Raw genomic sequence first — 26,322 nt, 5'->3', positions numbered from 1 at the left:
GTCACGGGCAGGCGGCCTCCGTCAGGAGCGCCACCGTGACCGCGCCAGGGTCGAGGACGCCGCGTGCCACCTCGCCCACATAGCTGGCCCGGCCACGCCTGGCCAGCAGGTCGGCGGTGGCGTCGGCGCCGGAGCGGGCGGCGGCGGCCGCGGCCGTCAGCGCCTCGCGCAGGTCGCCGGGCGCTCCCACGGACGCCGCGGTGAGCGCTTCGGCGGCCGGGACCATGGCGTCCACCATGGTCTTGTCGCCCGGCTTCGCCCCGCCGAGCCGCTGCACGGTCGCGGTCGCGTCGGCGAAGCCGCGGGCCAGCTCGGCCACGCCGACGGTCTCGGCGCGGGTCGCCTTGGCCAGGTGCCTGAACCACATCCCGAACAGCGGGCCGGACGTCCCGCCGGTGTTGAGGAATGCGGTGGAGACCACGTCGAACACGTCGCCGGGGGTGGCGGTGTCGGCGGTCGCGAGCGCCGTACGGGCGCGGTTGAGCGCGGAGCGCAGGTTCGCGCCGAAGTCGCCGTCGCCCGAGCGGCGGTCGAGGTCGGTGAGCGCCTGCTGCTCGCGGTCGAAGGCGGCGAAGAACCGCTCCATCCACCGCCGGGCGTCGGATGCGTTCATGCTCATGCCTTTCACCAGGTCAGGGCCGGGGTGCGGACGGGCGCGTCCCAGAGGGCGACGCGGGTGTCGTCGGCGCGCACCAGGGTGATGGACAGGCCGGCCATGTCGAGCGAGGTGACGTAGGGGCCGACCAGGCTTCTGGCCACCTCGATGCCGCGTCCGGCCAGTTGCCGGTGCACGGCCCGGTGGACCAGGGACAGTTCGAGTCCGTGGGTGGCGCCGAGCGAGTTCACGACGACGAGCACGCCGTCGCCGCGGCCCAGCCCGAGCGCGGCGACCAGCCGGTCGAGCAGGTCGGCGGTCAGCTCGTCGGCGCTCGCGAACGCCCGCCTGCCGATGCCGCGCTCGCCGTGGATGCCGACGCCCAGCTCGACCTCGTCGTCGGCCAGCTCCCACGCGGGCAGGCGCTCGCCGGGATGCGCGCCCGCCGCGAGCGCGACGCCCATGCTGCGCGCGTCGCGGACCAGCTCACGGCCGAAGCCGGCGACGCGGGTGAGGTCGGCTCCCTGCTCGGCGAGGGCGCCGCACAGCTTCTCCACCACGACGACGGCGGCGGTGCCGCGCCGCCCCGGGCCCTCGCCGTCGGCGCGCTCGGAGGCGAGGTCGTCGTCCACGAGGACCCGTTCGACGGAGACGCCCTCGTCGGCCGCGATCTCGGCGGCGATGGTGAAGTTGAGCACGTCGCCGGTGTAGTTCTTGACGATCTGGAGCACGCCCCGGCCGTTGTCGACGGCGGTGGTCGCCGCCGCCACCTGCAGCGCCGTGGGGCTGGCGAAGACCGCGCCGGGCACGGCGGCGTCGAGCATGCCGGTGCCGACGAAGCCGGTGTGGAGCGGTTCGTGCCCGGATCCGCCTCCGGACACCAGGGCGACCTTGCCGGTGGCGGGCGTGGCCCGGACCACGTAGGCGGGGTCGGGGTTCAGCCGCAGGAGCGCGGGGTGGGCCAGGACCAGCCCTTCCAGCGCCTCCGGGACGACCTGATCGGGTTCGTTGACAAACTGTCGTCGGCTCATGCAGCCCAACTTCCGTGTAACGAGCTCTTGACGTGCCGGAAAACTAACCCATACATTCCTCCATGTCCAGACTGTACGTCTTGTACGTACCAGGGCACTGACCTCGGATTACGGAGTCATCATGAACCTACCCCCCGACGGCAAGGCCATCGACCGCGTCTCTGTCGAGCCTTACTACCTCCAGCTGGCCGACCGGATCCGCAAGCAGATCTCGGACGGCCACCTCGCGATGGGCGACCGCCTGCCGAGCGAGGGCGAGCTGGCCACCACCTGGAACCTGTCGCGAGCCACCGTTCGCGAGGCGCTCCGGCTGCTGGAGGAGCAGGGCTGGGTCATCCGCATCCCCCGCCGCGGGGCGTTCGCGTCGATGCCGCCCCAGCGCGGCTGGCTGCTGCAGGGGCGTGAGGGCTTCTTCGAGGACGAGGTCGAGGGGCGTCAGCGCCAGGTCACCACCCAGGTGCTGCGCGCCGAGCAGGCCCCGCTGCCGCAATCGGCCCTGGAGGCGCTGCACCTGCCGCCCGGCAGCCACGGCTACGTCCTCGAACGGGTGCGCGAGCTCGACGGCAAGGTCGCCCTGTTCTCCATCAACTATCTGCCACCGCAGATCGGGACGCTGGTGTCGCGCGGCGAGGTCCCGACCGGCACCGGCTCGCTCAACGGCATCCTGCGCAGGGCCGGCTACGCCGTCGCGAGCGCCTCGCGCACGGTCGAGGCGGTCGCCGCGGAGGGCGAGATCGCCCGCCTGCTCCACGTGCCCGAGGGCACTCCGCTACTGAAGATCAAGTCGACGTCCTGGGACGCGAACCTGGTGGCCTTCGACCACTACGAGGTCTGGGTACGCAGCGACGTCGTACACGTCGAGATCCAGGTGGGCGCCCCCACCCCGCCGTCCACCTCGGCCCGCCACCCCGAGATCGGCCGGATCGCCAGCCCCTGAACCCGCTTGCCCGGCCCGCCGCGCCGACGGCGGGCCGGTCCCCCCACCCCCTCCTGGAGGATCTCTTGCGACTCCGTACCCGACCACTCAGCGCGGCCGTGCTGGCCGTCGCCACCCTGGCCACCGTCTCCGCCTGCTCCGACCCCACCGCCGAGCAGACCTCGGCCTCGGGCGAGACCACGATCACCGTGGCGCTCGCCGCGAACCCCCAGATGAAGACCGCGGAGAGCCTCATCGCGGACTTCGAGCAGAAGAACCCCGGCCTGAAGGTCAAGTTCACCACGCTGCCGGAGAACGACCTGCGTCCCGCCGTGACCAAGGACGTCGCCACCAAGGCCGGCCAGTACGACGTCACGATGATCGGCAGCTACGAGGTGCCGATCTGGGCGAAGAACGGTTGGATCGTTCCACTCGACGACTACGTCGCCAAGGACACCGCCTGGGACTCCGGCGACGTGCTCCAGCCCATCAAGGACATCGTCTCCGCGGACGGCAAGCTCTACGGCGCCCCCTTCTACGGCTCCAGCTCCTTCCTCTTCTACCGCAAGGACCTCGCCGAGAAGGCGGGCGTCAAGATCCCGGAGAAGCCGACCTGGAAGCAGGTCGCCGACGCCGCGGCCAAGATGGACGACAAGAAAGGCGGCGTCTCGGGCATCTGCCTGCGCGGCCTCCCGGGCTGGGGACAGAACCTGGCCTCGCTGACCACCGTCATCAACACCTTCGGCGGCCGCTGGTTCGACGAGCAGTGGCAGCCCCAGCTCACCTCGCCCGAGACCACGAAGGCCGTGCAGTTCTACGTCGACCTGCTGCGCGAGCACGGCCAGCCGGACGCCGCCAAGGACGGCTGGGAGGGCTGCCTGCAGCAGATCACCCAGGGCAAGACCGCCATGTGGTACGACGACACCGTCTTCGCCGGCTCGGCCCTCCAGCAGGCCACCCCCGAGATCAAGGACAACCTGGCCTTCGCCCTGGCCCCGGTCGAGCGGACCGACGCCTCCGGATGGCTGTGGTCCTGGGCCCTCGGCATCACCGAGTCCAGCAAGAACAAGGACGCCGCCTGGAAGTTCATCTCGTGGGCGACCAGCAAGGAGTACATCAAGCTGGCCGGCGCCAAGGCCGGCTGGGACTCGATCCCGCCCGGCTCGCGCACCTCGACGTACGACCTGCCTGAGTACCAGGAAGCGGCCAGGTCCTACGCCGACCTGACCCTCAAGTCGATCAACGCGGCCGATCCGAAGCAGCCGACCGTGCGGCCGGTGCCCTACACGGGCGTCCAGTACGTCCAGATCCCCGAGTTCACCGACATCGGCGACTACGTCTCCCAGCAGGTCGCGGGCGCCATCAGCGGCACCCAGACCGTGGCCGACGCGCTGCGGAAGTCCCAGGAGTACGCGGCGGAGGCCGTCAAGAAGGCCGGCTACCTCAAGTAGCCGCCGGGGGTGGCGTCGCGAAAGCCACCCCGCGACGCCACCCGACAACCCAGGAGGAGGTGGGACATGACCGCCATCGCGTCAACGACCGGACCGGCGCGGGCCCGCGGCCGGCGCGGGGCGTGGAGCAGACGCGCCCCGTTGCTGCCGGCCCTCGTCATCACGCTCGCGCTCACGCAGATCCCGTTCGTCATGACGATCTGGTACTCGCTGCGGAGCTGGAACCTGCTGGCCCCCGGCGAGGGAGGCTTCGCGGGGCTCGCCAACTATCAGGCCACGTTCGCCGACGGCACCTTCTGGAAGGCCATCGGCAACACGGTGGTGCTCACCGCCGGGGCGACGATCCTCAGCATGCTCGTGGGCCTGGTGCTGGCGATGCTGCTGCAGAAGAAGTTCCCCGGCCGGGGCGTCGCCCGCACGCTCGCCATCACGCCGTTCTTCATCATGCCGGTGGCGGCCGCGCTGTTCTGGCGCAGCGCCATGTTCGACCCCTCGTTCGGCCTGCTCGGCTGGCTCACCGACCTGGCCGGGCTGCCGCGGGTGAACTGGCTGAGCGAGCAGTCGATGACGTCCATCGTGCTGATCACGTCCTGGCGCTGGACGCCGTTCGCGATGCTCGTCCTGCTCGCCGGGCTGCAGGCGATGCCCGACGAGCAGCTGGAGGCCGCGCGGGTGGACGGCGCGAGCTGGTGGTGGCAGTTCCGCGGCGTGGTCCTGCCGCACCTGCGGCCGTTCATGGAGCTGACCGCGCTGCTGCTCAGCATGAACGTCATCCAGACGTTCGGCGAGATCGCGCTGCTCACGGCGGGCGGCCCCGCGTACGGCACCACCAACATCACCTACTACGTCTACCTGCGCGCGTTCAACTCGTTCGACTTCGGCACGGCGTCCGCCTACGGCCTGGTCACGCTGGTGCTCACGATCGCGCTCGCGCTGCCGGCGCTGCGCCTGCTGTCCGGCATCTTCCGGCAGGAGGGACGGCGATGACCGTCACCACCGCTCCGGACAAGGACCGGGCCCGCTGGCCGGTCGCCGTGCTCGGCTGGCTCGGCTCGCTGCTGCTGTTCTCGCCGGTCGCGTACATGCTGCTCAAGAGCGTCCAGAGCGAGACGGACGCCGCCTCGCCGGCGCCGAAGCTCATCTTCGAGCCGACGTTCGAGCACTACAGGAACGCCTTCGGCGCGGGTTTCTGGGCGTACGCCGGCAACTCGATCGCCATCGCGGTGGTCTCGACGGTCCTGGTCCTGCTGCTCGCGCTGCCGGCCGCGTACGCGCTGTCGGTCCGGCCGGTCCGCAAGGCGCAGGACGCGCTGTTCTTCTTCATCAGCACCAAGATGATGCCGATCGCGGCCGGGATCATCCCGATCTACGTGGTCGCGCAGCAGCTGAACCTGCTGAACACGGTCACCGTCCTGATCGTCCTGCACCTCGGCATGAACCTGCCGCTCGCGGTGTGGATGATCCGCTCCTTCCTGCAGGAGGTGCCGGGCGAGGTGCTGGAGGCGGCGTCCATGGACGGGGCCGGCCGGCTGCGGATCATGCGCAGCATCGTGCTGCCGCTGATCAGCCCCGGCCTGTGGGCGACCGCGCTGCTGTCGTGCGTGTTCTCCTGGAACGAGTACTTCTACGCGGTCAACCTCACCACGACCACCTCCAGCCTGCCGGTGTTCATGCAGAAGTTCCTGTCCTTCGGTGAGCTCTACACCGCCCAGGTCGCGGCCGTGGCCACCGTCGTGAGCGTCCCTGTCGTGATCCTCGGCTGGATCTGTCAGCGCAGCCTGGTGCGCGGTCTGCTGTTCGGAGCGGTGAAATGATGCGCGCGATCATCCTGGACGGAAAAGGCGGCGTGGAGCCGGCCGAGGTGCCCGACCCGGTGCCCGGCCCCGAGGACGTCGTCATCGCCCCCGCCGCGGTCGGCATCTGCGGCACCGACCTGCACCTCGTCGAGGGCAGCTACGCCACGGGACGCTATCCGGTCGTGCCCGGCCACGAGTTCGCCGGCACCGTGGTCGAGGTCGGGGCGGACGTCCGCGGCCTGTCGCCCGGCGACCTGGTCGGCGTCGACCCCAACGTCAACTGCGGCCGCTGCCGCTGGTGCCGGGCGGGAGCCCCCAACCTGTGCCTCAGCCTCGAACCGGTCGGCGTCACCCGCGCCGGGGCGTGCGCCGAGAAGGTCGCCGTCCCCGCCCGCGTCGCCCACCGGCTGCCCGCGGGCCTCGATCCCACGGTCGGCGCGCTGATCGAGCCGCTCGCCTGCGTCCTGCACGCCCTCGACCGCGCCCCCGACCTGCGAGGACTGGACGTCCTGGTGTACGGCGCGGGCTCCATCGGCCTGCTCCTGTGCGCCGTCGCCCGGCAGCGCGGAGCAGGCCGCGTCCAGGTCGTCGAACCGCACGCGGTACGCCGTGACGCCGCGCTCCGCCTCGGCGCCGGCCACGTCGCCGCGAACGGCGCCGAACTCGACCTGCCCGGCGGGGCCCAGGTCGTCGTCGAGGCGAGCGGGCACCCGTCCGCCGTCGCCGACGCGCTGGAGCGGATCGCGATCCGCGGCACCCTCGTGCAGATGGGCGTCACGGCGCCGGAGACGGCCGTGCCGCTGCGCCCGTTCGAGGTCTTCGAGAAGGAGCTGACGGTGCTCGGCTCCAACAGCCTCGCCGACTGCTACCCGGCCGCCGTCGAGCAGATCGGCGACCTGGCCGCGGCCGTCCGGCCGCTGGTCACCCACCGGCTGCCGCTCACCGCGTACGCCGAGGCGCTCGCGGTCGCCGCCTCCCCCGAGGCGCTCAAGGTCCACATCGATCCCTCAATGAACACCTGATCGGAAGGCAACACCCATGACCATGGCCTACCGCATGACCCGTACGCTGCCCGCGGACCGGGCAGCCATCATCATGCCCGTCGACCACGGGCTCATCTTCGACCGCCTGCCCGGCCTGGAGAACCCGGCCGCGGTGGTGGAGGAGTTCGGCGGTGACGACATCACCGGCTTCATGATGAGCCCGGGGCTCGTCGTGCGCACCGAGCGGTACTTCGCCGAGCGCCCGCACCTGTCCCGGGTGATGGCGATCGACGCGTTCTACCACTACACCGACGCCCCGGCCGGCGTCGGCGCGCTGCAGCACAGCGTGGAGGACGCCGTACGGCTCGGCGTCGACTGCGTGAAGATGCTGATGCCCTGGAACACCACCAAGGCGGAGCAGGCCGCGCTCGTCACCCGCGTCGGCAAGGTGGTCTCCGACTGCGAGCGCTGGCAGATCCCGCTCATGCTGGAGCCGGTGATGCTGGGGGCGCCGCGCACCCCCGAGGTCGTCGCCGCCGAGGAGCTGGCCGCCCGGATCGCCTTCGACCTCGGCGCGCACATCATCAAGATCGCGTTCCCGGGCGAGGAGGGCACCCGCCGCCTGGTCGAGGAGCTCGGCCTGCCCGTCGTCATCGCGGGCGGACCCCGGGAGGGCGACGCGGCCGACACCGTCGAGGCCGTCAGGCAGACCGTCGTGGCCGGCGCCCGCGGCATCATCGTGGGCCGCAACGTCTGGCAGCGCAGCCTTCCCGAGGCGCACTCCATCGTCGGGCAGCTCGCCGCGCTCTCGCGTTCCGGCGGCCGCGCGCTGCAGACCGTCTGACCATGACGGACGTGTGGGCCGGCGCCGACCTCGGCAGCACCAACGTCAAGGTGCTGCTCGCCGACGCCGAGGGCACCGTACTGGCTCGCGCCGCCAGGCCCACCCCCAGGGCCGGGCTGCGTGTCCGCCCGGACGAGCTGGTCGACGTCCTCGAGGAGCTGATCCTGCTGGCCGCGGGCGCGGTGTCGCGTCCCCGGCTGCGCGGGGTGTGCGTGGCCGGGGTCGGCGAGGACGGCGTGCTGCACGCCGGCGGGCGGCCGCTCGGCACCGCGCTGCCGTGGTTCGACCCGTCCCGGCGTGCGGCCCTGGACCGCCTGGCCGAGCTCGCCCGGCCGGGCGACCGGCTCCGCTACGGGGTGGAGCTGGACGCCGCCCGCACCGTCGCGGCCTGGGCCCTGATCCCGTCCGCCGACCTCGCGGCGGCCGACGGGTGGGTGGCGTGCACCGACTACCCGGCGCTGCGCTGGACCGGCCGGGCGGTCATGTCCAGCAGCCTCGCCCCGCGCACCGGCGCCTGGCTGCTCGATCCCGGCGCGTGGGACATCGAACGCGCCGGCCGGTTCCTCCCCGCCGACCTGCTGCCGCCGGTCGTCCCGGCCGGCACCGTGGTCGGCGAGCTGCGCAGCAGGCGGCTGGCGGACCTGCTCGCGTCCGACGCCGTGGTGGTCGCGGGCGGCCACGACCACCCGCTGGGCGCCTCCGTCGTGCACCGGCAGGATCCCGGCGCGCCCCTCGACTCGATGGGCACCGCAGAGGTCCTCGTCCGCACCCTCGAACCCGCGAACCGACCGGCCCGCACCGGGGACCGCCGGACCGAGGACCGTGGGGACCCCCGGACCGGGGACCTCCGAACCGGGGACCGCCGGACCGAGGACCGTGGGGACCTCCGAACCGGGGACCTCCGGACCGGGGACCGCGGAGACATCCGGACCGGGGATCGTCGGGCCGGGGGGAACCCGCCTCCTGGGATGGACCTCTCCCCCGCGGTGCTCGGCGACGGTCTGACCGCTCTCACCGTGCTGGAGCTGGACCGCAACATGACCTGGCTCCGCGACAACGGCCTCGGCCCCTGCCTGGACGCCGTCCTGGCCGGCCGCCTCGTCGTGGAACGGCCCGACCGGCCGGTGTTCGCGCCCGGCGCGGCAGGCGGCGAACCACCCCGCTGGACACCCGCCGCGGCCGACCTGTCCGCCGAGGCGCGGGCGGCCGGCGCGGCCTGGCAGCTCGCGCAGGCCGGCGCCGCAGCCCTGCGCGCCCTGGCCCCCGACGCCGAAGCCGCCTACGCGGCCGGCGGATGGACCCGCGCACCAGGGTGGATACGCCTGAAGGCCGCCGCGGCGGGTCTGCCGTACCGGATTGTCGCGGAGCCGGAGCTGTCCGCACTCGGCGCGGCCCACCTCTGCCTGCCCGGGCCGATCGCACCGGTGTCCGTACGGGAACTCACCCCCTGACGCGACCGGTCGCCGTACGTGAGGCTGCCATGACTCCAAGGAGCACCTAGAGTATTGGTATAGTCACGTACAGCTATGGGGGTGGTCATGGTCGTGCCGCGTCACGTGGCGTGTGTGATGGACGGAAACGGCCGCTGGGCCGCGCAGCGGTCGCTGCCGCGCACGGCGGGTCACGAGGCCGCCGAGGCCGCCGTGATGGACGTCATCGAGGCGGCGCGCTCCTCCGGGGTCTCCTGGCTGAGCCTCTACGCCTTCTCCACGGAAAACTGGCGGCGGCCGTCCGGCGAGGTCGACATCCTCATGCGGCTCGTCCGCCGCGCCATCCGCAAACACGCGCCGGTGCTGCACACGCGGGGCATCCGCTGCAGGTTCCTCGGCATGACCGACCCGCGCATCCCGGCCCCGCTGGTCCAGGACATCACCGACCTGATGACCCTCACCCGCGACAACAAGCGCATGACGCTGACCGTCGCCTTCGACCACGGCGGCCGCCGCGACATCGTGGAGGCCGCCCGGTCGCTGATCCGGTCCTCGACGCCGGCCGACCAGGTCACCGAGGCGAGCTTCGCCGAGCACCTGCCCTACGCCGACACCCCCGACGTGGATCTGGTCATCCGCACCTCCGGCGAGCAGCGCATCTCCAACTTCATGCTCTGGCAGGTGGCCTACGCCGAGTGGGTCTTCCCCAAGGTGCTCTGGCCCGACTTCCGCGCCGCCCACTTCTGCGAATGCCTCGACGCCTACCTCCGGCGCCAGCGCCGGTTCGGCGACGTCAGCCCCGCCACCATGACAGGAAAGGGCCTTCGATGACTCACACGATCCCCCAGGAGAACATCGACGTCTTCGGACCCGACTCCATCCTGCGCCGCCTGGTCGGCGAGGCGCGCTGGGGCCTCGCGGTGACCCGCGCCACCCTGCTGGAAGCCGCCCACCCGCAGATCGGCGCGGCGCTGATGGAGAACTCCACGTTCCTCACCAACCCCTGGCGGCGGCTGCGCAACACCGCGACGAGCTCGCGGCGGCTCCTCGACCCCGATCCGCGCGTACGCGACCGCGAAGCGGCCCGGCTCAACCGCCTCCACTCCCGCATGTCCGGCGTCGACGCCCAGGGCCGCCCCTACGACGCGACCGACCCCGCGGCGCGCGCCTGGGTGGCGGCGACCCTGTTCGAGTCGACGGTGACGATGTGCCGGCTGAGCGGCGACGCGCTCGACGCCGACGCGATGCGGCGGCTCTACGCCGAGCACCGCACGTTCCTGGCCCTGATCGACGGCACCAGCGACCACCTTCCCGCGACGCTGCACGAGTTCTGGCCCTACTACGACGACATCGTCGAGCACCAGCTGGAGAACAACGAGGCGGTGGGCGCCATCCTCTACCGGCTGTTCGCCAACGTGCCCGCGCCTCCGGCGCTGCGCCCCTACCCCGTGGTGTGGGCCGCGGGCCGGGCCGTGGCGGGCCCGCTGGCCACGGCGATCACCATTGCCTCGCTCCCCGAGTCCTTCAGCCGGCGCGTCGCCCTGCCCGACCTGCCGGGCGCCCGCACCCTCATGCAGGCCGCCTACCTCAGCACCGCCCTCGCCACCCGCCACCTGCCGGAGAGCTGGACGCGGGTGGAGTTCTTCATGGGCCTGCTCGACCCCTCCCATCACAAGGGCGCGGGCCCGTGGGAGACCGTACGCCGCCGAGCCGGCAAGGCCGCGGCCCTGGCACGCCTCCTCACCCCCGCCTCCGGCGGCGAGGACGACCAGGTGACCCGATCGGCCGACCGGTTCTTCACCGAGGTCCTCGACCAGACCGGCGACGGCTACCTGCGCTGGCCCGACCTGGCCGCGATGGCCCGGGAGATCGCCACCCGGCTCGACCTGGGCGAGCAGGAGGAAGACCGGCTGTTCCAGGCGTACGCCGCCTGGTGGCGCGAGCTGCAGAGCGCCCTCGACAGCGACGGCGACGGACGGGTCACCCGCGCCGAATACGCCGCCTCGGCCGCCCGCCTGCCCAGCACCGGCCTCGTCAAGATCGCCGACGTGCTGTTCGACGTCACCGACGTGGACGACGACGAGAAGATCGACAGCGAGGAATACCTCAACCTGTTCCGTACGGCCTTCCACCGCGACCTGGCCGGCAACGACGACAGCTACTCCCGCGGCGCCTTCGTCAGACAGTTCGTCTCCTTCATGTCCGGACAGCAGCACTCCAACGCCTACATCTCCCTCCTGTCGTCGGGCTGACCGTGGACGACATGAGCGATGCCGAGGTCGAGCGGATCGCCGAGCTGCTGAGGGAACGCAACGCCGTCGACGAGAAGATCGCGGCGATCATCCAGCGTCCCATGACGGCGGGCCACCTGGGCGAGTGGATCGCGGCGCGGGTCTTCGGCATCGAGCTGGAGAGATCCGCGGTGACCGCCGCGATCGACGGCCGGTTCACGTCCGGCCCGCTGCACGGGCGGACGGTCAACGTGAAGTGGTACTTGAAGCGCGAGGGCCTTCTGGACATGACCGAGCGGGCGGCGCTGGATTACTACCTCGTGCTGACGGGGCCGGCGTCGCCGGCGGCCTCGTCGCGCGGGGGCGTCGGCCCCTGGTGCATCGAGTCGGTCTACTTGTTCGACGTCCAGCAGGTGCAGGCGGAGCTACGCGCGCGCGGGGTCAGGATCGGAACCGGCTCCAGCGTCCGAGCCGCGCAGTGGGCGGCAGCCGAGATCTACCCGCGCGCAAGCAACCCGGCCCTGCTCCTGCGCCCCGAGCAGGCGGAGTTGCTGCGCCGTTTCGCACTTCGATGACTGCGCGAGCGTGGACTGGACGCATAGCGGCGTCTATGCTCTGGCCTTCGATGCGGTGGTCCTCGCTGTCGAGCCAGAGCGTCCCCGCCCTCCGGAGGCATGAGGTGACTGATCGTCGAAGGCGCTGGGGCCAGGATGCGACCACGGCCCTGCTGGGCTGGACCTCCTGGCTGTTGATCCTGCTCGCGGGAATGCTGGCCGGAGATCTCCTCAGCGAAGGGCCGGAGAGGATCACGACGACGTATATCGTCGCCCGGGTTGTCGTGTTCGGGGGCGGCTGGCTCGGCGGAGCACTCGTCATCCGGCGGCTGACACGTCGATCGGCCGACGATCCCCGCGGAGCGGATGACGACGGCGCATAGGCCGTCGGCTCACGGCTTGGTGGCGGCGGCGCGGCCCCTCGATCGGTGAGTTCGGCGGCTATGGCGCGGGGGCTGCTGCGGTGATGCCTCCGGTCTGCGACGCCCGCCCTCGGCCTGCGACGGTACGCGTCTGCCCGCGCGGCACGCCGTTGCCGAGCTCAACCATGCCGTGGCCGTGCTTGGGCGCGCCGCGTCCTCCGCTTGGAGGCCGTTGAGTCGGCGGAGCTCCGGTGCATCCGCCCGGCCGGATGAAGCTGCTCCAGCCGAGGTCAGGTGGCCAGTTGGAGCGGCGGGGCGGGGCCGTGGCTGCGTTCTTTCCGTCCGCCTCGTGCCGCAGGTAAGGCTGCTGCTTGGGGCGGGGGGTGCCCGTCGTGGGTGCCGGTCGGCGTTGACAGATCTTGGTGAAGATCCGTAGCGTGTTGTGAAAAGTGCGACATATGGGGCGCTTTGCAGCGTCCTGCGGAAAGGAAAAGTGTGCGACGTAGACTGGCGCAAGCAACCTCCACGCTCATGGCAGCGGCATTCCTGACGGTCGGCGGAGCCTCCATCGCGGCCGCTTCCACGGAGGCCGGATCGACGCAGCAGACCTACGCCGCGGCCGGCTGGACGCCGTACAAGAATTACGCCACCTACGCGGCCTGCCAGCAGGAAGGGAAGGAACTGCTGAATGCGGGCATCGTCAAGAACTACGACTGTTCGTGGGACAGCCCCTACTGGCTGCTGAGCGTTTACAGATAATTCCGCGAAAGGCTGATGGAGGGTGACGGAGCGCGGTCCGTCACCCTCCATCAGCCTGTTGGCTGGTTATTCGATACGTACGCGGAGCAGCCAGAACGGGCTGTCGTAGTCACAGGTGTAGGCGATGACGACTCCGCCGCCGAGCATTTCCCGGCCCTGCTGACGGCAGGCTTCATAAGTGGCGTAGTTCTTGTAGTCCACCCAGACCGCAGGCGGCGCCGCGACCTTTGCCTGCTGTGCGGTTTGAGCTTGTGCGGAAGCGGTCGCGAGGAAGCTTCCTCCCGCTGTCAGGAATACTGCTGCCAGGAGCGTTGAAGCGGCTTGCGCCAGTCTGCGTCGCACACTTTTCCTTTCCGCAGGGCACCCGATTGCGCCCCATTTGCCGACCTTTGCGCAACACGCTACGGATCTTCACTCAAGTGTGTCAATACCGTAGTTGACTTTCTCCGATTTCCGGAGAAGGGGGTTGCGGTCAGGCCGATCCTGACGCTGCCGTGCCCGCGCGATCCCACGCCTTTACACAAGCTGGATGATCATGTCAACGGCAAGAGTCATCGAAACAAGGTTGCGCCTTGCGGCGATCTTCATCGTTAAGTTCTGATCTTGGTCCGGCATAGGTTGCAGGCGCCACAAGCAATGATCACCGACTTCCGCGACGCGGTGACAGCGTACGGACGAGGTGCTCGACAGAGGAGAGTTCATGATCCGTTCTCTTGGCAAGCTGGGCGACCGGCTGCTCGACAAGCTGCTCCCCACGACCTCCGCCGCCGCCGACACCTGCTGGGACGAGATCAAGTTCGTCGGCTACACCCAGCGCAGGACGTGCTGCATCGCCGCCGGTTACACGGCCTGCACCCCCTGGCGCTGATCGAGATCCGCACCGAGTGATCGTCATGCGGTGCACGGCGCCGGCTGCGTGCCGGTCGGCGCCGTTCTCCGGGCGGGCCGGCCTGTGAAGGGAATTCGATGTCGTACCTCGTTGTCGCCGTAGTCCTCGTCGGGGCCCTGTGCGCCGTGAACCTGCTGCTGACCCTGGCGGTCATCCGCCGTCTCCGCGAGCATGCGGCCCAGCTCGCCGCCGGTCGGCCGGCGCGACCGCCCCTCGTGCCGGCCGGCACCGCGCTGCCCGAGTTCACCGCTGCCGCGGCCGACGGCACGGCGGTGTCGCGGGACTTCTTCACCGGGCCGACCCTGGTGGGGATGTTCTCCACCACCTGCTCGGCCTGTCACGAACGACTGCCCGAGTTCACCAGCCGGGCGCAGTCCCTCGGCCCCGGGCGCGCGCTCGCGGTGGTCGTGGACGAGAAACAGGACGCCGGCGCGTTCGCGGCCGCCCTGGCCCCGGTGGCGACCGTGGTCGTCGAGCCGCCGGACGGGCCGCTGGGCAGGGCGTTCCAGGTGTCGTTCTTCCCGGCCTTCTACCTCGTCGACGGCCGAGCGGTGATCACCGCGGCCGCGCTCACCCCTGATGAGCTGCCGCTGGCGGCCCTCACGTGAGGGATGCCGGGGCGGGCTCCCTGTTCCGCCGCGGACGGGTGGCGGCCGAGCTGGCCTGGCGGGCGCAGCCGGCCGCCGTGCTGGGTTCGCTGGCAGTGGTGCTGCTCATGGGTGCGGCACCGGTGGCGACCGCGTGGCTGACCAAGCTCGTGCTCGACAGCCTGGCGAGCGGCAGCGGCGGCGGCATCCTCCTCCTCCTCGCGGCCGCCCTCGGGGTGGCGGGCCTGGCCCTGGTCGTCCTGCCGCACGTCGCCGAGTACCTCAACGGACAGTTGCATCGCGGGTTGCAGCGGCTGATCTACGATCGGCTGTTCCGGGCCGTCAACGCCGACCCCGGGCTCAGCCGGTTCGAGAACCCCTCCTTCCACGACGAGCTGCGGCTGGCCCATGAGGCCGGCCAGAACGCGCCGCAGCAGATCGTCGGCTCGTCCCTGGCGATCCTCCAGGGGGTCCTGACGCTGCTCGGGTTCATGGTCACGCTGACCGTGCTCAGCCCGGTCATGGTCGTCGTCGTCATCGCGGCCGCGCTGCCGTCGGCCCGGGTACAGCTCGCGCTGAGCCGCCGCAGGGCCCGCACGATGTGGGGCATCAGCTCCAACACGCGCCGCCAGCTCTTCTACGGCGCCCTTCTCACCAGCCCCGACGCGGCCAAGGAGGTGCGGCTGTTCGGCCTCGGCGACTTCCTGCGCGCCCGGATGCTCAAGGAGCTCGGGACCGTGAACGAGGCCGAGCGGGATCTGGACCGGCGGACGCTGCGCAGCCAGGGGCTGATGTCGCTGCTGGGCGCCGGCGTCGCGGCCGGCGGCCTGTTCTGGGCCGTGCTGGCCGCCGCGTCGGGCAGCCTGAGCGTGGGGGACGTCTCCGTGTTCGTCGCCGCCGTCGCCGGGGTGCAGACGGCCCTGACCTCGATCGTCAGCCAGTGGGCCGGCGCGCACAACGCCCTGCTGATGTTCGGGCACTATGTCGGCGTCGTCCAGGCCGGGCCCGGCCTTCCGGTGGCCGCGGAGCCTGCCGCGCTGCCCGCGCTGCGCGAGGGCATCGAGCTGCGCGACGTGTGGTTCCGCTACGACGACGAGCACCCCTGGGTGCTGCGCGGGGTGAACCTCTTCATCCCGTACGGCAAAGCCGTCGCCCTGGTCGGGCTGAACGGGGCGGGCAAGAGCACCCTGGTCAAACTGCTGTGCCGGCTGTACGACCCGGTCCGCGGCGCCGTCCTCTGGGACGGCGTGGACCTGCGTGAGGTGCACCCGGACGACCTGCGCGCCCGGCTCGGCGTGGTCTTCCAGGACTACATGGCGTACGACCTCACCGCCGCCGAGAACATCATGCTCGGTGACCTGGCCGCGGGTGCCGATCCGGAGGCGATCCGGGCCGCGGCCCGGCGGGCCGGGATACATGACGCGCTCGACACGCTGCCCAAGGGCTATGACACGTTGCTCAGCCGGATCTTCTTCGGTGAGGGGGACGAGCGGCAGGCGGGGGTGACGTTGTCGGGCGGGCAGTGGCAGCGGCTGGCGCTGGCCCGTGCCCTGATGCGTCATCGCCGGGACCTGCTCATCCTCGACGAGCCGAGCTCCGGCCTGGACGCGGAGGCCGAGCACGCGGTCCACCTGGGGCTGCGCCGGCATCGGGCGGGACGTACCAGCGTGCTGATCTCACACCGGCTCGGAGCCCTGCGGGACGCGGACCTCATCGTCGTGCTGAGCGAGGGGAAGATCCGCGAACGCGGCTCCCACGGCGAGCTCATGGCGCTGGGCGGCGAGTACGCGCGGCTGTTCGGTCTGCAGGCCAGCGGCTACGAGCCCGCCGCCGCCGGGCCAGGTGCCGGGGAGAGCCTGCGTACGACCACGCCCAGCACCCGGTCCGCCGGTAGATGACCCCAGTGCCGCGAGTCCGCGCTCAGCGGGCCGTCGCCGATCACGACCAGCCGCCCTGCCGGGACCAGCGCCCCCTCGGGGGCATTGACCGCGGACGGCACGGGATCGCCGGGCAGCGCGGCCACCCGTTTGATGAGCCACTTCGCGTCCTTCGGGGCGGACAGCGGACCGGTGCGCCACCGGCCGTCCGCCGCCGCCTCGAAGACCACCACCTGGCCCCGCCCGAGTTTCGAGCCGGCCACGCGGCGGACGAGCACCCGGTCACCGGAGCGGTACGCGGGCTCCATGCTCGGCCCGGTCACCTGGACGACCACGAAGCGACGGCGGGCGACGGCGAGGGCCCCGGCGAGAACCCCAAGCAAGATCAATAAGTACCGCACGGGGCCACCCTAGCCGTCATGTCCCAGGCCACGCGTCAGACGCGGCTCCACCGCTGGTTGGCGCCGCCGTTGCAGGACCAGAGCACCAGCTTGGTGCCGTTGGCGGTGGCGTTGTTCGGCACGTCGAGGCACCGGCCCGACTGCACGCCGGTGATGGTGCCGTCGGCGTTGAGCCGCCACTGCTGGTTGGTCTGGCCGTTGCAGTCCCAGATGATCACCTGGGTGCCGTTGGCCGTGCCCTGGTTGTAGGCGTCCAGGCACTTGTTGCCGTACACCCGCAGCTCGCCGCTCGCGGTCGGGGTCCACTGCTGGTTGGGCTGGCCGTTGCAGTCCCAGATCTGCGCCTGCGCGCCGTTGGTCGGCGAGGCGCCCGCGACGTCCAGGCACCGGCCCGAGCCGGCCCCTCTGAACGCGACCGCGGGGACGATGCCGCCGCCGGTGACGGTGTACATGGCCGCCCCGTGCCCGGGCACCGACGCGCTGATGGTCCCGGTGGAGGAGGACGTCGTGTGCGCCCACAGGTCGCGTACCGAGTAGGAGGACGCCGAGCCCAGGCCGAGGGCCGAGGCGGTGGTGGAGACGGTCGAGGTGGAGGTGCCCCGGTTGAGCAGGACGACCGCGACCGAGCCGTTCGACATCGGCTTGCGCCAGACCTCCAGGTTGCCGTTGTCGCTGATCTTGTGGCCCTGCCTGCCGCCCCAGTCCTGGTTGACCGCGATGACCTCGGTGTTCGTCAGGATGGTACGGGTCTCGGCGCTCATCGACCGGAGGTCGTTGCCCGCGATGAGCGGCGCGTTCAGCAGGGACCACAGGCTGAAGTGCGCCCGTCCCTCGGTCGCCGTGAGCGAGCCGACGCCGACCTCCAGCATGTCGGGGTCGTTCCAGCCCCCGGGCCCCGAGTACGCTTCGAGCCCGACCTGCTGGTCCAGGATCCCCATGACGGAGTTCCAGTTCGCGGCGATGTCACCCGTCGTGCGCCAGGAGTTGCCCACCGGCATCCCCCAGGTCCACACGTTCTCCTGGCCCCAGTTGCACAGGCTGTAGAGGATCGGGCGTCCGGTGGCGGCCAGCGCGTCGCGCATGGCGGTGTAGCGCTGTAATCCGGTCCTGCCCTGGTGGTCGCCGCAGTTGTCGTACTTCAGGTAGTCGATCCCCCAGGACGCCCACAGCGCGGCGTCGCGCTGCTCGTAGCCGAGGCTGGCCGGGTAGCCCGCGCACGTGGTCGTGCCCGCCGAGGAGTAGATGCCGAGCTTGAGGCCCTTGCCGTGGACGTAGTCCGCGAGGGCCTTCATGCCGCTGGGGAACTTCTGCGGGTCGGGCACCAGGTTGCCGCCGGCGTCGCGGCTCTTCGTGGACCAGCAGTCGTCGATGTTGACGTACTGGTAGCCGGCCGCGGCCATGCCGCTGGAGACCATGATGTCCGCGGTCTGCCGGATGAGGCTCTCGTTCACGTTGCAGAAGAAGGAGTTCCAGTCGTTCCAGCCCATCTGCGGGGTGCGGGCGAGCCCGTTGTCCAGCGCGAGGGCGGGCGACGTGGCGCCGCCGACCGCGACCAGCGAGGCGGCGGTCAGTGACACCGTCAAGAGCCAGCTCATGAATTTACGCATCCGATTCCTCCCTTCAGGAGGTGAACTGCCACCAGTTCACGTTGAACAGGTAGCCGCTGCCGCCGGCGTACCTGAAGTACAGGTCGTGGGTGCCCGTCGCGCCGTTCACCGGGCAGGTGACCGTCGTCCACGTCTGCCAGCCGCCGGTGCCCGCCACGTTGCACGTCCCCACCAGGGTGCCGTTGGGCCCGTCCAGGCGCAGCTCGATGCGGCCGCCACTGGCCGCCGAGGCGACCCGCGCGCTGAAGGACCTCGCGCCGGAGCCGAAGGCGACGCCCTTGACCTTGACGTAGTCGCCGTTCTCGATCCACCCGACGTTCATGCCGCCCTCGCTGGCGGGCTCGGTCTCCACGCCGGACTCCCAGGCGATCGTCTCGGCCTCCTGGCGGACGTAGGGGTTCAGCGTGCCGACCTGGGGCGCTCCGGTCGTGGTCATGTTGATCGTCGGGATGGTGCCGTCGGCGTTGTAGGTGAACTTCTCGACGGCGACCGAACGGGTGAAGCCGCCACCGCCCGGCAGTGCGCCGTTGTGGTAGAAGAAGTACGAACCGCCGTTGAAGTCGATGACGCCGGCGTGGTTGGTGAAGCTGCTGCCCTGCGTGGGCATGACCGTCCCGCGGTAGGTCCAGGGGCCGGTGGGGCCGGGGGCCGTCGAATAGCCGATGAACTCCGAGCAGCATTTCGCGGCGAAGACGTTGTAGTAGAGGCCGTTGCGCTTGTAGACCCAGGGGCCCTCCTCGTACAGCGTGGGCCGGCTGGCGTTGCCGGTGCGGGTGCCGAAGCCGGCCGTGGTGAGCGGGATCTGGGTGGGGCTGCCGGAGTACGAGATCATGTCGGCGTTGAGCCGGACGTACCAGAGGTTGGGGTTGCCCCAGTACAGGTACGCCTGCCCGTTGTCGTCGATGAAGACCGTGGGGTCGATCTCACCGTTCCTGACGAGGGGGCGGCCGATGGCGTCCCTGAAGGGTCCGGTGGGGCTGTCGGAGACCCCGACGCCGATGGCCATCTGACCGCTCGCCCGGTCCTTGACCGGGACGTACCAGTAGAACTTGCCGTTCCGCTGGATGGTCTGGCCCGCCCACGCGTCCGCGCTCGCCCAGCTGAAGGTCGCCACGTTCATCGGCGAGCCGTGGTCGGTCCAGTTCACCAGGTCGGCGGACGACCAGACCCGCCACTCCTTCATGGTGAAGTACGTCGAGCCGTCCTCGTCGTGTCCCGTGTAGAGGTAGACCCGGCCGTTGTGCACCAGCGGAGCGGGGTCGGCCGTGTAGATCGTCTGGACGATCGGGTTGTCCGCCCTGGCCGTGCCGGGGATCACCGCCACGAGGCAGAGCAGCGCCGCGATCACGAGCGCAGCGCGCCCGGAGAGAGCGCCGAACCGAAGATTCATGATCACCTTCTGTTGGGGGGAGGGGGTCAGGTGCGGGTCCAGCGCTGGTTGGCGCCGCCGTGGCAGGTGTAGAGCTGGATCCGGGTGCCGTTGGCGGTGCCCTGGCCCACGGCGTCGAGGCACAGCCCGGACTGCGCGCCGGTGATGGTGCCGTCGGGGTTCAGGCGCCACGACTGGTTGGCGCCGCCGTGGCAGGAGTAGATCTGGACGGCCGCGCCGTTGCCGCTGCCGGCCGCGTCGAGGCATTTGTTGCCGTAGACCCTGAGCTCGCCGGCCGAGGTGGCGGCCCACTGCTGGTTGCTCCGCCCGTTGCAATCCCACAGCTGCACCTGCGTGCCGTCGGCGGTGGCGGCGCCGGGCACATCCAGGCAGCGCCCGGAGCCGACTCCCCTGAGCGGCGCGGCGACGTCACCGGGGGTGGGAGTGGTCGTCGTGGAGCCGCTGTCCAGGCCGAAGAAGCGGATGGCGTACGCGGCCATCCCCGCTCGCGGCAGGTCGTGGCCGGCTCCCGAGATGGTGTACGCCTCGACCTGGCCCGAGCCGAACACCCGCCGGGTCCAGCCGGACTGCGGGCTGTCGGTGGAGGCCGGGGTCTGGCTCAGCCCGTGCACGTTCGTCCACTGGTCGACCTCCTCCTGCAGCATCGTGTACTGCAGCACGGAGTCGGCGGTGCCGTGCCAGGCCATCACGCGCGGCCGGGGCCCGGTGTAGCCGGGGTAGGCGTTCCTGACCAGGTCGCCCCACTGCTGCGGCGTCTTGTCGCCGCAGCCGGCGGGCCCGAGGCAGCCGTAGGGCACTCCCGCGTACGGCGCGCCGGCCTTGAACACGTCCGGGTAAGTCGCCAGCAGGTTGAGCGTCTCCATCGCGCCGGAGGAGAACCCGGTGGCGAACACCCGCTGCGGGTCGCCGTTGTAGCGCTGCAGCACGTGGTTCACCATGGAGACGATCGACACCGGGTCACTGCCGCCGCCGTGGCGCAGGGCCTCGTTCGACCACACGTCGAAACAGTTCGACATGCCGTTGGCGCTCTTGTTGGCCTGCGGGTAGATGACGACGAAGCCGTACCTGTCGGCCAGCGAGGCGAACTCGGTCCCCTGGTGGAAGCCCGGCGCCCAGCCGTTGCAGCCGTGCATCGCGACCAGGACGCCCGGCCGGGACGCCACCCTGTCGGGGACGTAGAGGTACATCCGCAGGCCGCCGGGGTTGGTCCCGAAGCCCGTCACCTCGGTCAGGACCGCGGCCGACGCCTGCGGCGTGGCCGTGAGGAACGCGGACAGCGCGGTGACCGCCGCCGTGATCAGGACCGCCAGGACGGTTCCGATGCCCGCGCGTCTTCTCGTACGCTTCATCGGTTCGCCTTTCCTGTGTTAGCGCTAACAATGTGCTGGAGGTGGTGGCAGGACGGAGCAAATACGGGGCAGAAAGGTACTGTCAAGAGCGCCTTAGCTTGCGGCCGAATGGAGACGGCAGCGGGTGAATGCGCTCACCTCGGATTTTCCGGTCCTGCGGCACTCGGGCTTGCTGTGAAACTTTCGGCGTTCGGTCAGCCCACGCGCGCGAGTTGCCATTGCTGGTTGGCGCCGCCCCAGTCGTCGTACTGGACGATGTTGCCGCCGTCGGCGGTGGAGGCGCCCTGCACTTCAAGGGCCTTGTTGCTGTGGCGGGAGATCAGCCTGACGTAGCCGTCCGGGCTGTCGGCCAGGCGCCACTGCTGGTTGGCGCCGTTGGTGTCGGTCCATTGGACGATGGCGGCGCCGTTGGCGGTGGACTGGTTGGAGACGTCGAGGACCTTGCCGGAGTGGCGGGACTTGACGCGGTAGTAGCCGCCTCCGGAATCCACGAACTGCCACTGCTGCTGGTTCTGGTTGTTACGGGTCCACTGCGTGATGCGGCCGCCGTCGGCGGTGGACAGGTTGTAGACGTCCAGCGCCTTGCCGCTGTTGCGGTTGACCAGGACGTACCAGGCGGTGGTGTCCACCACGCCGCCGGGGGTCTGGGTCACCCCGGTCACGAAGGTCGTCACGCTGCGGGCGGGCAGCGTGGCGGTGAAGGAGCCGTTCGACACGCCGACCGCGCCCTGCGGCGCGACGTTCCTGCTCGCGTCGGTCACCCAGGACGACACGCTGGACGCGGTGCCGCCGGCCAGGGTGAACTGCTGGCTCACCGCGGAGGTCGTCTTGTTGATGGCGACGATGGCGACCGTGCCGTCACCGCCCCGGTACGCCGAGACGTAGACGTTCGACGCCGGGTTCGCCGTCGCCGCGATCCGCACGTACCCCGGGCGGACGAACCTGGCGAACTGCGCCATGTTGGCGCCGCGCTTGCTGAGCTGCCCGTCCTCGCGCATCGGGCCGTAGCTGCGCCGGATGTACCACCAGATGTACGCCTGGAACTCGGCGTCGACCATGGCGTGGTGGATGTGCTCCCCCACGTCCAGCGCCTGGGGCCAGAGGTCCGCCGAGTCGCTGCTGTTGGGGTAGTAGACCTCGGTCATCCAGAGTTCCTTGCCCGCGCCCTTCTGCTGGAAGAGGGGGTAGGGGAAGTTCGCGTACGACGTGCCGTAGAGGTGGGCCCCGATGATGTCCACGTTGGCGAGCGCCGTGGGGTCGTTGAGTATCGGGTCCGACATGTTCTTCAGGTACTGGAAGGACTCGGGCGCGATGACCCTGGTGCTGATCGAGCCGGCGTTCTCCCGCAGGAAGCGCACCATCTCGGCAGGGGTCCACCACGTCCATTCCTGCGCGTAGTCGGGCTCGTTCTGCACGGATATGCCGTATAAGTTCACCCCGTTGTTCCGCATGTACGTGGTGAAGTCGTTGAGGTGCTGGGCGTAGGCGGCGTACGAGCCGTACTTGAGGCGCCTGGCGTTGGTCTGGCTGCCGCGGACGAAGGTCTCGACCATGCCGGCGGGCGGGTTCCACGGCGAGGCGATCACGGCCACGCCGAGCTCGGCCGCGCGCCGCGCCGTCGCCAGGTCGCGGCTCCAGTCCGCCTGGTTCTCGGGAACGGGGATCCTCAGCACCGAGAACCCCAGCCGCCCCTCGCCGGCGCCGAACGCCGTCTCCCGCTGGGCGGCCGTGAGGTCGCCGATCCAGGCCGCGTGGGCCATGCCGCCGAAGCCCCGGATCGTCTGCCTGCGCGCCGACGGGTCGATGACCACCGCCGCGGCGGCCGTCGCGGGCCGTGTCGTGGCGGCGAGGACCGGCAGTGCTCCCATCGTCGTCAGGACGGCTCTCCGGCTCAGCGATCGGCGATCTCCGGGCGCGGGCTCTGTCATGGTTCCTCCTGGTGGCTTTTCCGGAGGAACGTAAAGCCCTGACTCCGGCCCGTCAACCATGTGAGGCCGGAAACTTAATGGCTCGGTTTTCGCAACTTAAGGAGTGCCGCCCAGCGAATTCCATGAAACTTTCATGCGTACGAGCGCTGCGGCTCCACCCTCCCCGGAGGCGAAACTCCAGGAGGGAAGGCCGGATGACGGCGAAACCCCCGCTCGGCGGGTGAACCCGCTCGTTGACGCCGGGCCGCCCGTCGGATGTACTCCGCGACGAAGCCCCGTTCGTGTTAGCGCTAACAGCGGAGCGCCCGATGAAGCACAGACCTCTGTCCATCCTGGCGACGGTGACCGCCCTACTGGCCAGCCTGCTCGTCGCCCTGCAGACCCAGCCGGCCAACGCGGCCACCGTCGACACCAACGCCTGGTACGTCCTGGTCAACCGCAACAGCGGCAAGGCCCTGGACGTCTACAACCTGTCCACCGCCGACGGCGGCCGCATCACCCAGTGGACCCGCAACAACCAGAACCAGCAGCAGTGGCAGTTCGTGGACTCCGGCGGCGGCTACTACCGCGTCAAGTCCCGCCACTCCGGCAAGGTCCTCGACGTCTCCAACCAGTCCACCGCCAACGGCGCCGCCATCGTCCAATGGACCGACACCAACGGCACGAACCAGCAGTGGCGCCTGGCCGACAGCCCCGACGGCTACGTGCGGCTCATCGCCCGCCACAGCAACAAGGCCCTCGAAGTGCAGGGCGCCTCCACCGCCGACGGCGGCAACATCGTCCAGTACGACGACTGGGGCGGCGCCAACCAGCAATGGCAACTCGTCCCGGTCAACGGCAGCGGCAACGGCAACGGCAACGGCAGCTACACCAACCCGGTCGTCTGGCAGGACTTCGCCGACGGCGACATCATCCGGGTCGGCGACGCCTACTACTACTCGGCCTCGACCATGCACTACTCGCCGGGCGCGCCGATCCTGCGCTCCTACAACCTGGTCGACTGGGAGTACGCGGGACATTCGGTCCCGAGGCTCGACTTCGGCTCCAATGCCTACGACCTCAACGGCGGCCGGGCGTACGTGAAGGGCATCTGGGCCTCCACCCTGAACTACCGGCCCAGCAACAGCACCTACTACTGGATCGGCTGCATCGAGTTCAACCGGACCTACGTCTACACCGCCTCCGCCGTGGACGGCACGTGGACCAAACGCTCGCAGATCAACAACTGCTACTACGACGCCGGCCTGCTGGTCGACACCGACGACACCATGTACGTCGCCTACGGCAACGGCACCATCAGCGTCGCCCAGCTCTCGGCCGACGGGCTCAGCCAGGTCCGCGCCCAGCAGGTGTTCCAGACCCCGAGCAGCGTCGGCACCCTGGAGGGCTCCCGCTTCTACAAGCGGAACGGCTACTACTACATCTGGCTGACCCGCCCCGCCAACGGCCAGTACGTGCTCCGCTCCACCTCGCCGTGGGGCCCGTACGAGATGCGCCAGGTCCTGCTGAACATGCCGGGACCCATCTCCGGCGGCGGCGTCCCCCACCAGGGCGGCCTCGTCCAGACCCAGAACGGCGACTGGTACTACATGTCGTTCGTCGACGCCTACCCCGGCGGCCGGGTGCCGGCGCTCGCGCCGATCACCTGGAGCGGCGACTGGCCGACCGTGCAGACCGTCAACGGCGGCTGGGGAGCCACCTACCCGAAGCCGAACATCCAGACCAGCCGCACCGTCTCGTCCATGATCGGGCCCGACACCTTCACCTCGGGCAGCCTCGGGCACCGCTGGGAGTGGAACCACAACCCCGACACCAGCCGCTTCTCCACCGGCAACGGCCTGCGCCTGCAGACCGCGACCGTCACGAATGACCTCTACAACGCCAGGAACACGCTGACCCACCGCATCCAGGGCCCCTCGTCCACCGCGACGATCGAGCTCGACTACTCGCAGATGAGCAACGGCGACCGCGCCGGGCTGGCCATGCTGCGCGACCAGTCGGCCTGGATCGGCGTCAAACGCGACAACGGCGTCAACCGGGTCGTGATGACCAACGGACTGACCATGAACAGTTCGTGGCAGACCACCGGCACCGGCACGGAGGCGGCGAGCGCGAACGTCTCGGGCGGCCGGATCTGGTTGCGCGCCACCGCCGACATCCGGCCGGGGTCCGGCAGACAGGCCCGTTTCTCCTACAGCACCGACGGCAGCACGTTCACGAGCCTCGGGCCGGCCTTCACGCTGAACAACGCCTGGCAGTTCTTCATGGGCTACCGGTTCGGGATCTTCAACTACGCGACGCAGTCGCTCGGCGGGGCGGTGACCGTACGCCGCTTCGATCTCACCACGCCCTGACGCGGGCATAGGCTCTCCCCCATGGTCGCCGTCCGCCCCTTCCGGTCCGGCGACGAGGTCACCCTCGTCGCCGCCTGGAACCGCAGCATGCCCGCCGACCCGACGACGTCCCGCTGGTTCGGTGACCGGGTGCTGCTCGATGCGAACTTCGACCCCGAGGGCCTGCGCGTGGCCGTGGACGGGGACGAGGTGGTGGGCTGCGCGTACGCCGTCCGCCGCCTCATCCCCCTGGCGCCCGGCACGGGCCTGGAGCCGGACGCCGGCTGGATCCCGTTCTTCTTCGTCGTCCCGGAGCACCGTGGCGGCGGCCTGGGGCGGCGGCTGGTCGGCGAGGCGGTGGCGTTCCTGGAGGGCCTCGGCCGCACGACGGTGGACTTCTCGTCGTACACCCCCAACTACGTGCTGCCGGGAGTGGACGCCGAGCTCTATCCCGGCGCGTACCGGCTGCTGGGCGAGCTCGGCTTCCGTACGCTCTACTCCCCTGTCGCCATGGACCGCACCCTCGTCGGCTACCAGGCCCCGCCCGAGGTGCACGGGCTGCTGCGCGAGCGGGAGCGCGAGGGGTACGTCTTCCGCAGCCCCACCGTGGGCGAGCTGCCGGAGCTGATCCGTTTCGCGGCCGGCGCCTTCAACCCCGACTGGGGCGAGGCCATCCGGCAGCACCGCGACCCCGAACGCGTCGTCATCGCGAAAAAAGACCGTATAGAGGGCTTCGCCCTGTACGGCGCCTACCACGGCACCCCCGAGCGCTTCGGCCCCTTCGGCGTCGACCCCGGCCGGCGCGGCACCGGCCTCGGCAAGATCCTCCTCCACCTCACCATGACCAGGATGCGCGCAGAAGGACTGCATTCCTCCTGGTTCCTGTGGACCGGCGAGGCCACCCCGGCCGGCCAGCTCTACACCAAGGCGGGCTACGAGGTCACCCGGCAGTTCCACGTGATGCGACGGACCGCGTAACCGCCGTCGGCCTGCCGACGTTGACGGGCCG

Annotated in this window: 25 protein-coding genes; 17 read left to right on the top strand and 8 right to left on the bottom strand. The window is 70.6% G+C overall.

Annotated features, from left to right (window positions below; all coding sequences use genetic code 11):
- Position 1: 1 nt before the first annotated feature.
- Both dhaL and AC27IY_RS07495 read right to left on the bottom strand, forming a co-directional pair.
- Positions 2-619, bottom strand: coding sequence for a dihydroxyacetone kinase subunit DhaL (gene dhaL / locus AC27IY_RS07500; RefSeq protein WP_364459937.1), 618 nt, complete (start codon positions 617-619; stop codon positions 2-4).
- 5 nt (positions 620-624) lie between these two features.
- Entirely contained in the window at positions 625-1,626 is a 1,002-nt protein-coding gene (locus tag AC27IY_RS07495; protein WP_364459934.1) for a dihydroxyacetone kinase subunit DhaK, read from the bottom strand.
- A gap of 121 nt (positions 1,627-1,747) precedes the next feature.
- Here AC27IY_RS07495 and AC27IY_RS07490 point away from each other — a divergent pair, with 121 nt between their 5' ends.
- From AC27IY_RS07490 to AC27IY_RS07435, 12 genes are all read left to right on the top strand, one after another.
- On the top strand, positions 1,748-2,563 hold the full coding sequence (locus AC27IY_RS07490) for a GntR family transcriptional regulator (protein ID WP_423445916.1): 816 nt from the start codon (positions 1,748-1,750) through the stop codon (positions 2,561-2,563).
- 65 nt (positions 2,564-2,628) lie between these two features.
- Complete coding sequence (locus AC27IY_RS07485; protein WP_344206898.1) at positions 2,629-3,993, top strand: ABC transporter substrate-binding protein; 1,365 nt, start codon at positions 2,629-2,631, stop codon at positions 3,991-3,993.
- A 66-nt stretch (positions 3,994-4,059) separates the two neighbouring features.
- A complete protein-coding gene (locus tag AC27IY_RS07480) occupies positions 4,060-4,980 on the top strand; it encodes a carbohydrate ABC transporter permease (protein WP_364459925.1) in 921 nt (306 codons plus the stop codon).
- The gene (locus tag AC27IY_RS07475; protein ID WP_371248462.1) at positions 4,977-5,807 is read left to right on the top strand and encodes a carbohydrate ABC transporter permease; all 831 of its coding nucleotides are present in this window, start codon (positions 4,977-4,979) and stop codon (positions 5,805-5,807) included. Before AC27IY_RS07480 ends, AC27IY_RS07475 begins: the two co-directional genes overlap by 4 nt.
- Positions 5,804-6,811, top strand: coding sequence for an alcohol dehydrogenase catalytic domain-containing protein (locus tag AC27IY_RS07470; RefSeq protein WP_487177509.1), 1,008 nt, complete (start codon positions 5,804-5,806; stop codon positions 6,809-6,811). Before AC27IY_RS07475 ends, AC27IY_RS07470 begins: the two co-directional genes overlap by 4 nt.
- Before the next feature lie 16 nt (positions 6,812-6,827).
- A complete protein-coding gene (locus tag AC27IY_RS07465; RefSeq protein ID WP_364459916.1) occupies positions 6,828-7,616 on the top strand; it encodes a class I fructose-bisphosphate aldolase in 789 nt (262 codons plus the stop codon).
- 2 nt (positions 7,617-7,618) lie between these two features.
- Entirely contained in the window at positions 7,619-9,067 is a 1,449-nt protein-coding gene (locus AC27IY_RS07460) for an FGGY family carbohydrate kinase (RefSeq protein WP_487177508.1), read from the top strand.
- A gap of 75 nt (positions 9,068-9,142) precedes the next feature.
- Positions 9,143-9,877 (top strand): polyprenyl diphosphate synthase, encoded by a 735-nt coding sequence (gene uppS, locus AC27IY_RS07455; protein ID WP_344206891.1) that lies wholly within the window; start codon positions 9,143-9,145, stop codon positions 9,875-9,877.
- Positions 9,874-11,298 (top strand): oxygenase MpaB family protein, encoded by a 1,425-nt coding sequence (locus tag AC27IY_RS07450; protein ID WP_487177507.1) that lies wholly within the window; start codon positions 9,874-9,876, stop codon positions 11,296-11,298. The genes uppS and AC27IY_RS07450 overlap by 4 nt, the downstream gene beginning before the upstream one ends.
- A gap of 11 nt (positions 11,299-11,309) precedes the next feature.
- On the top strand, positions 11,310-11,852 hold the full coding sequence (locus AC27IY_RS07445; protein ID WP_487177506.1) for a hypothetical protein: 543 nt from the start codon (positions 11,310-11,312) through the stop codon (positions 11,850-11,852).
- Between the two features lie 104 nt (positions 11,853-11,956).
- A complete protein-coding gene (locus AC27IY_RS07440; protein ID WP_487177505.1) occupies positions 11,957-12,214 on the top strand; it encodes a hypothetical protein in 258 nt (85 codons plus the stop codon).
- Positions 12,215-12,724: 510 nt separating this feature from the next.
- Positions 12,725-12,952, top strand: coding sequence for a hypothetical protein (locus AC27IY_RS07435; protein ID WP_423474969.1), 228 nt, complete (start codon positions 12,725-12,727; stop codon positions 12,950-12,952).
- Positions 12,953-13,018: 66 nt separating this feature from the next.
- Here the strand turns inward: AC27IY_RS07435 and AC27IY_RS07430 are convergent, their stop codons facing one another.
- Positions 13,019-13,294 (bottom strand): hypothetical protein, encoded by a 276-nt coding sequence (locus tag AC27IY_RS07430; RefSeq protein WP_344206886.1) that lies wholly within the window; start codon positions 13,292-13,294, stop codon positions 13,019-13,021.
- A gap of 358 nt (positions 13,295-13,652) precedes the next feature.
- On the opposite strand from AC27IY_RS07430, the gene AC27IY_RS07425 reads away from it, so the two are divergent.
- From AC27IY_RS07425 to AC27IY_RS07415, 3 genes are all read left to right on the top strand, one after another.
- Positions 13,653-13,820, top strand: coding sequence for a hypothetical protein (locus AC27IY_RS07425; protein ID WP_364459901.1), 168 nt, complete (start codon positions 13,653-13,655; stop codon positions 13,818-13,820).
- 98 nt (positions 13,821-13,918) lie between these two features.
- On the top strand, positions 13,919-14,449 hold the full coding sequence (locus tag AC27IY_RS07420; RefSeq protein ID WP_487177504.1) for a TlpA family protein disulfide reductase: 531 nt from the start codon (positions 13,919-13,921) through the stop codon (positions 14,447-14,449).
- A complete protein-coding gene (locus tag AC27IY_RS07415) occupies positions 14,446-16,326 on the top strand; it encodes an ABC transporter ATP-binding protein (RefSeq protein WP_487177503.1) in 1,881 nt (626 codons plus the stop codon). Before AC27IY_RS07420 ends, AC27IY_RS07415 begins: the two co-directional genes overlap by 4 nt.
- Here the strand turns inward: AC27IY_RS07415 and AC27IY_RS07410 are convergent.
- The 5 genes from AC27IY_RS07410 to xynC all read right to left on the bottom strand — a co-directional run bounded on the left by AC27IY_RS07410 (position 16,245) and on the right by xynC (position 22,920).
- Complete coding sequence (locus AC27IY_RS07410; protein WP_487177502.1) at positions 16,245-16,688, bottom strand: S26 family signal peptidase; 444 nt, start codon at positions 16,686-16,688, stop codon at positions 16,245-16,247. The genes AC27IY_RS07415 and AC27IY_RS07410 overlap by 82 nt on opposite strands.
- A gap of 53 nt (positions 16,689-16,741) precedes the next feature.
- Entirely contained in the window at positions 16,742-18,301 is a 1,560-nt protein-coding gene (locus AC27IY_RS07405) for a glycoside hydrolase family 27 protein (protein WP_487177501.1), read from the bottom strand.
- Between the two features lie 25 nt (positions 18,302-18,326).
- Positions 18,327-19,703 (bottom strand): glycoside hydrolase family 43 protein, encoded by a 1,377-nt coding sequence (locus AC27IY_RS07400; protein WP_423474978.1) that lies wholly within the window; start codon positions 19,701-19,703, stop codon positions 18,327-18,329.
- 26 nt (positions 19,704-19,729) lie between these two features.
- Complete coding sequence (locus tag AC27IY_RS07395) at positions 19,730-21,052, bottom strand: extracellular catalytic domain type 1 short-chain-length polyhydroxyalkanoate depolymerase (RefSeq protein ID WP_487177500.1); 1,323 nt, start codon at positions 21,050-21,052, stop codon at positions 19,730-19,732.
- Between the two features lie 194 nt (positions 21,053-21,246).
- Entirely contained in the window at positions 21,247-22,920 is a 1,674-nt protein-coding gene (gene xynC, locus AC27IY_RS07390) for a glucuronoarabinoxylan endo-1,4-beta-xylanase XynC (protein WP_487177498.1), read from the bottom strand.
- 368 nt (positions 22,921-23,288) lie between these two features.
- Between xynC and AC27IY_RS07385 the strand changes: the two genes are divergently transcribed.
- A complete protein-coding gene (locus tag AC27IY_RS07385) occupies positions 23,289-25,334 on the top strand; it encodes a family 43 glycosylhydrolase (RefSeq protein WP_487177497.1) in 2,046 nt (681 codons plus the stop codon).
- A 21-nt stretch (positions 25,335-25,355) separates the two neighbouring features.
- A complete protein-coding gene (locus tag AC27IY_RS07380; protein WP_487177496.1) occupies positions 25,356-26,291 on the top strand; it encodes a GNAT family N-acetyltransferase in 936 nt (311 codons plus the stop codon).
- Positions 26,292-26,322 lie beyond the last annotated feature (31 nt).

Source organism: Nonomuraea sp. B208 (genome assembly GCF_057536035.1).
The sequence above is the reverse complement of the archived record's forward strand: the minus strand, read 5'-3'. Positions and strand labels throughout refer to the sequence as shown.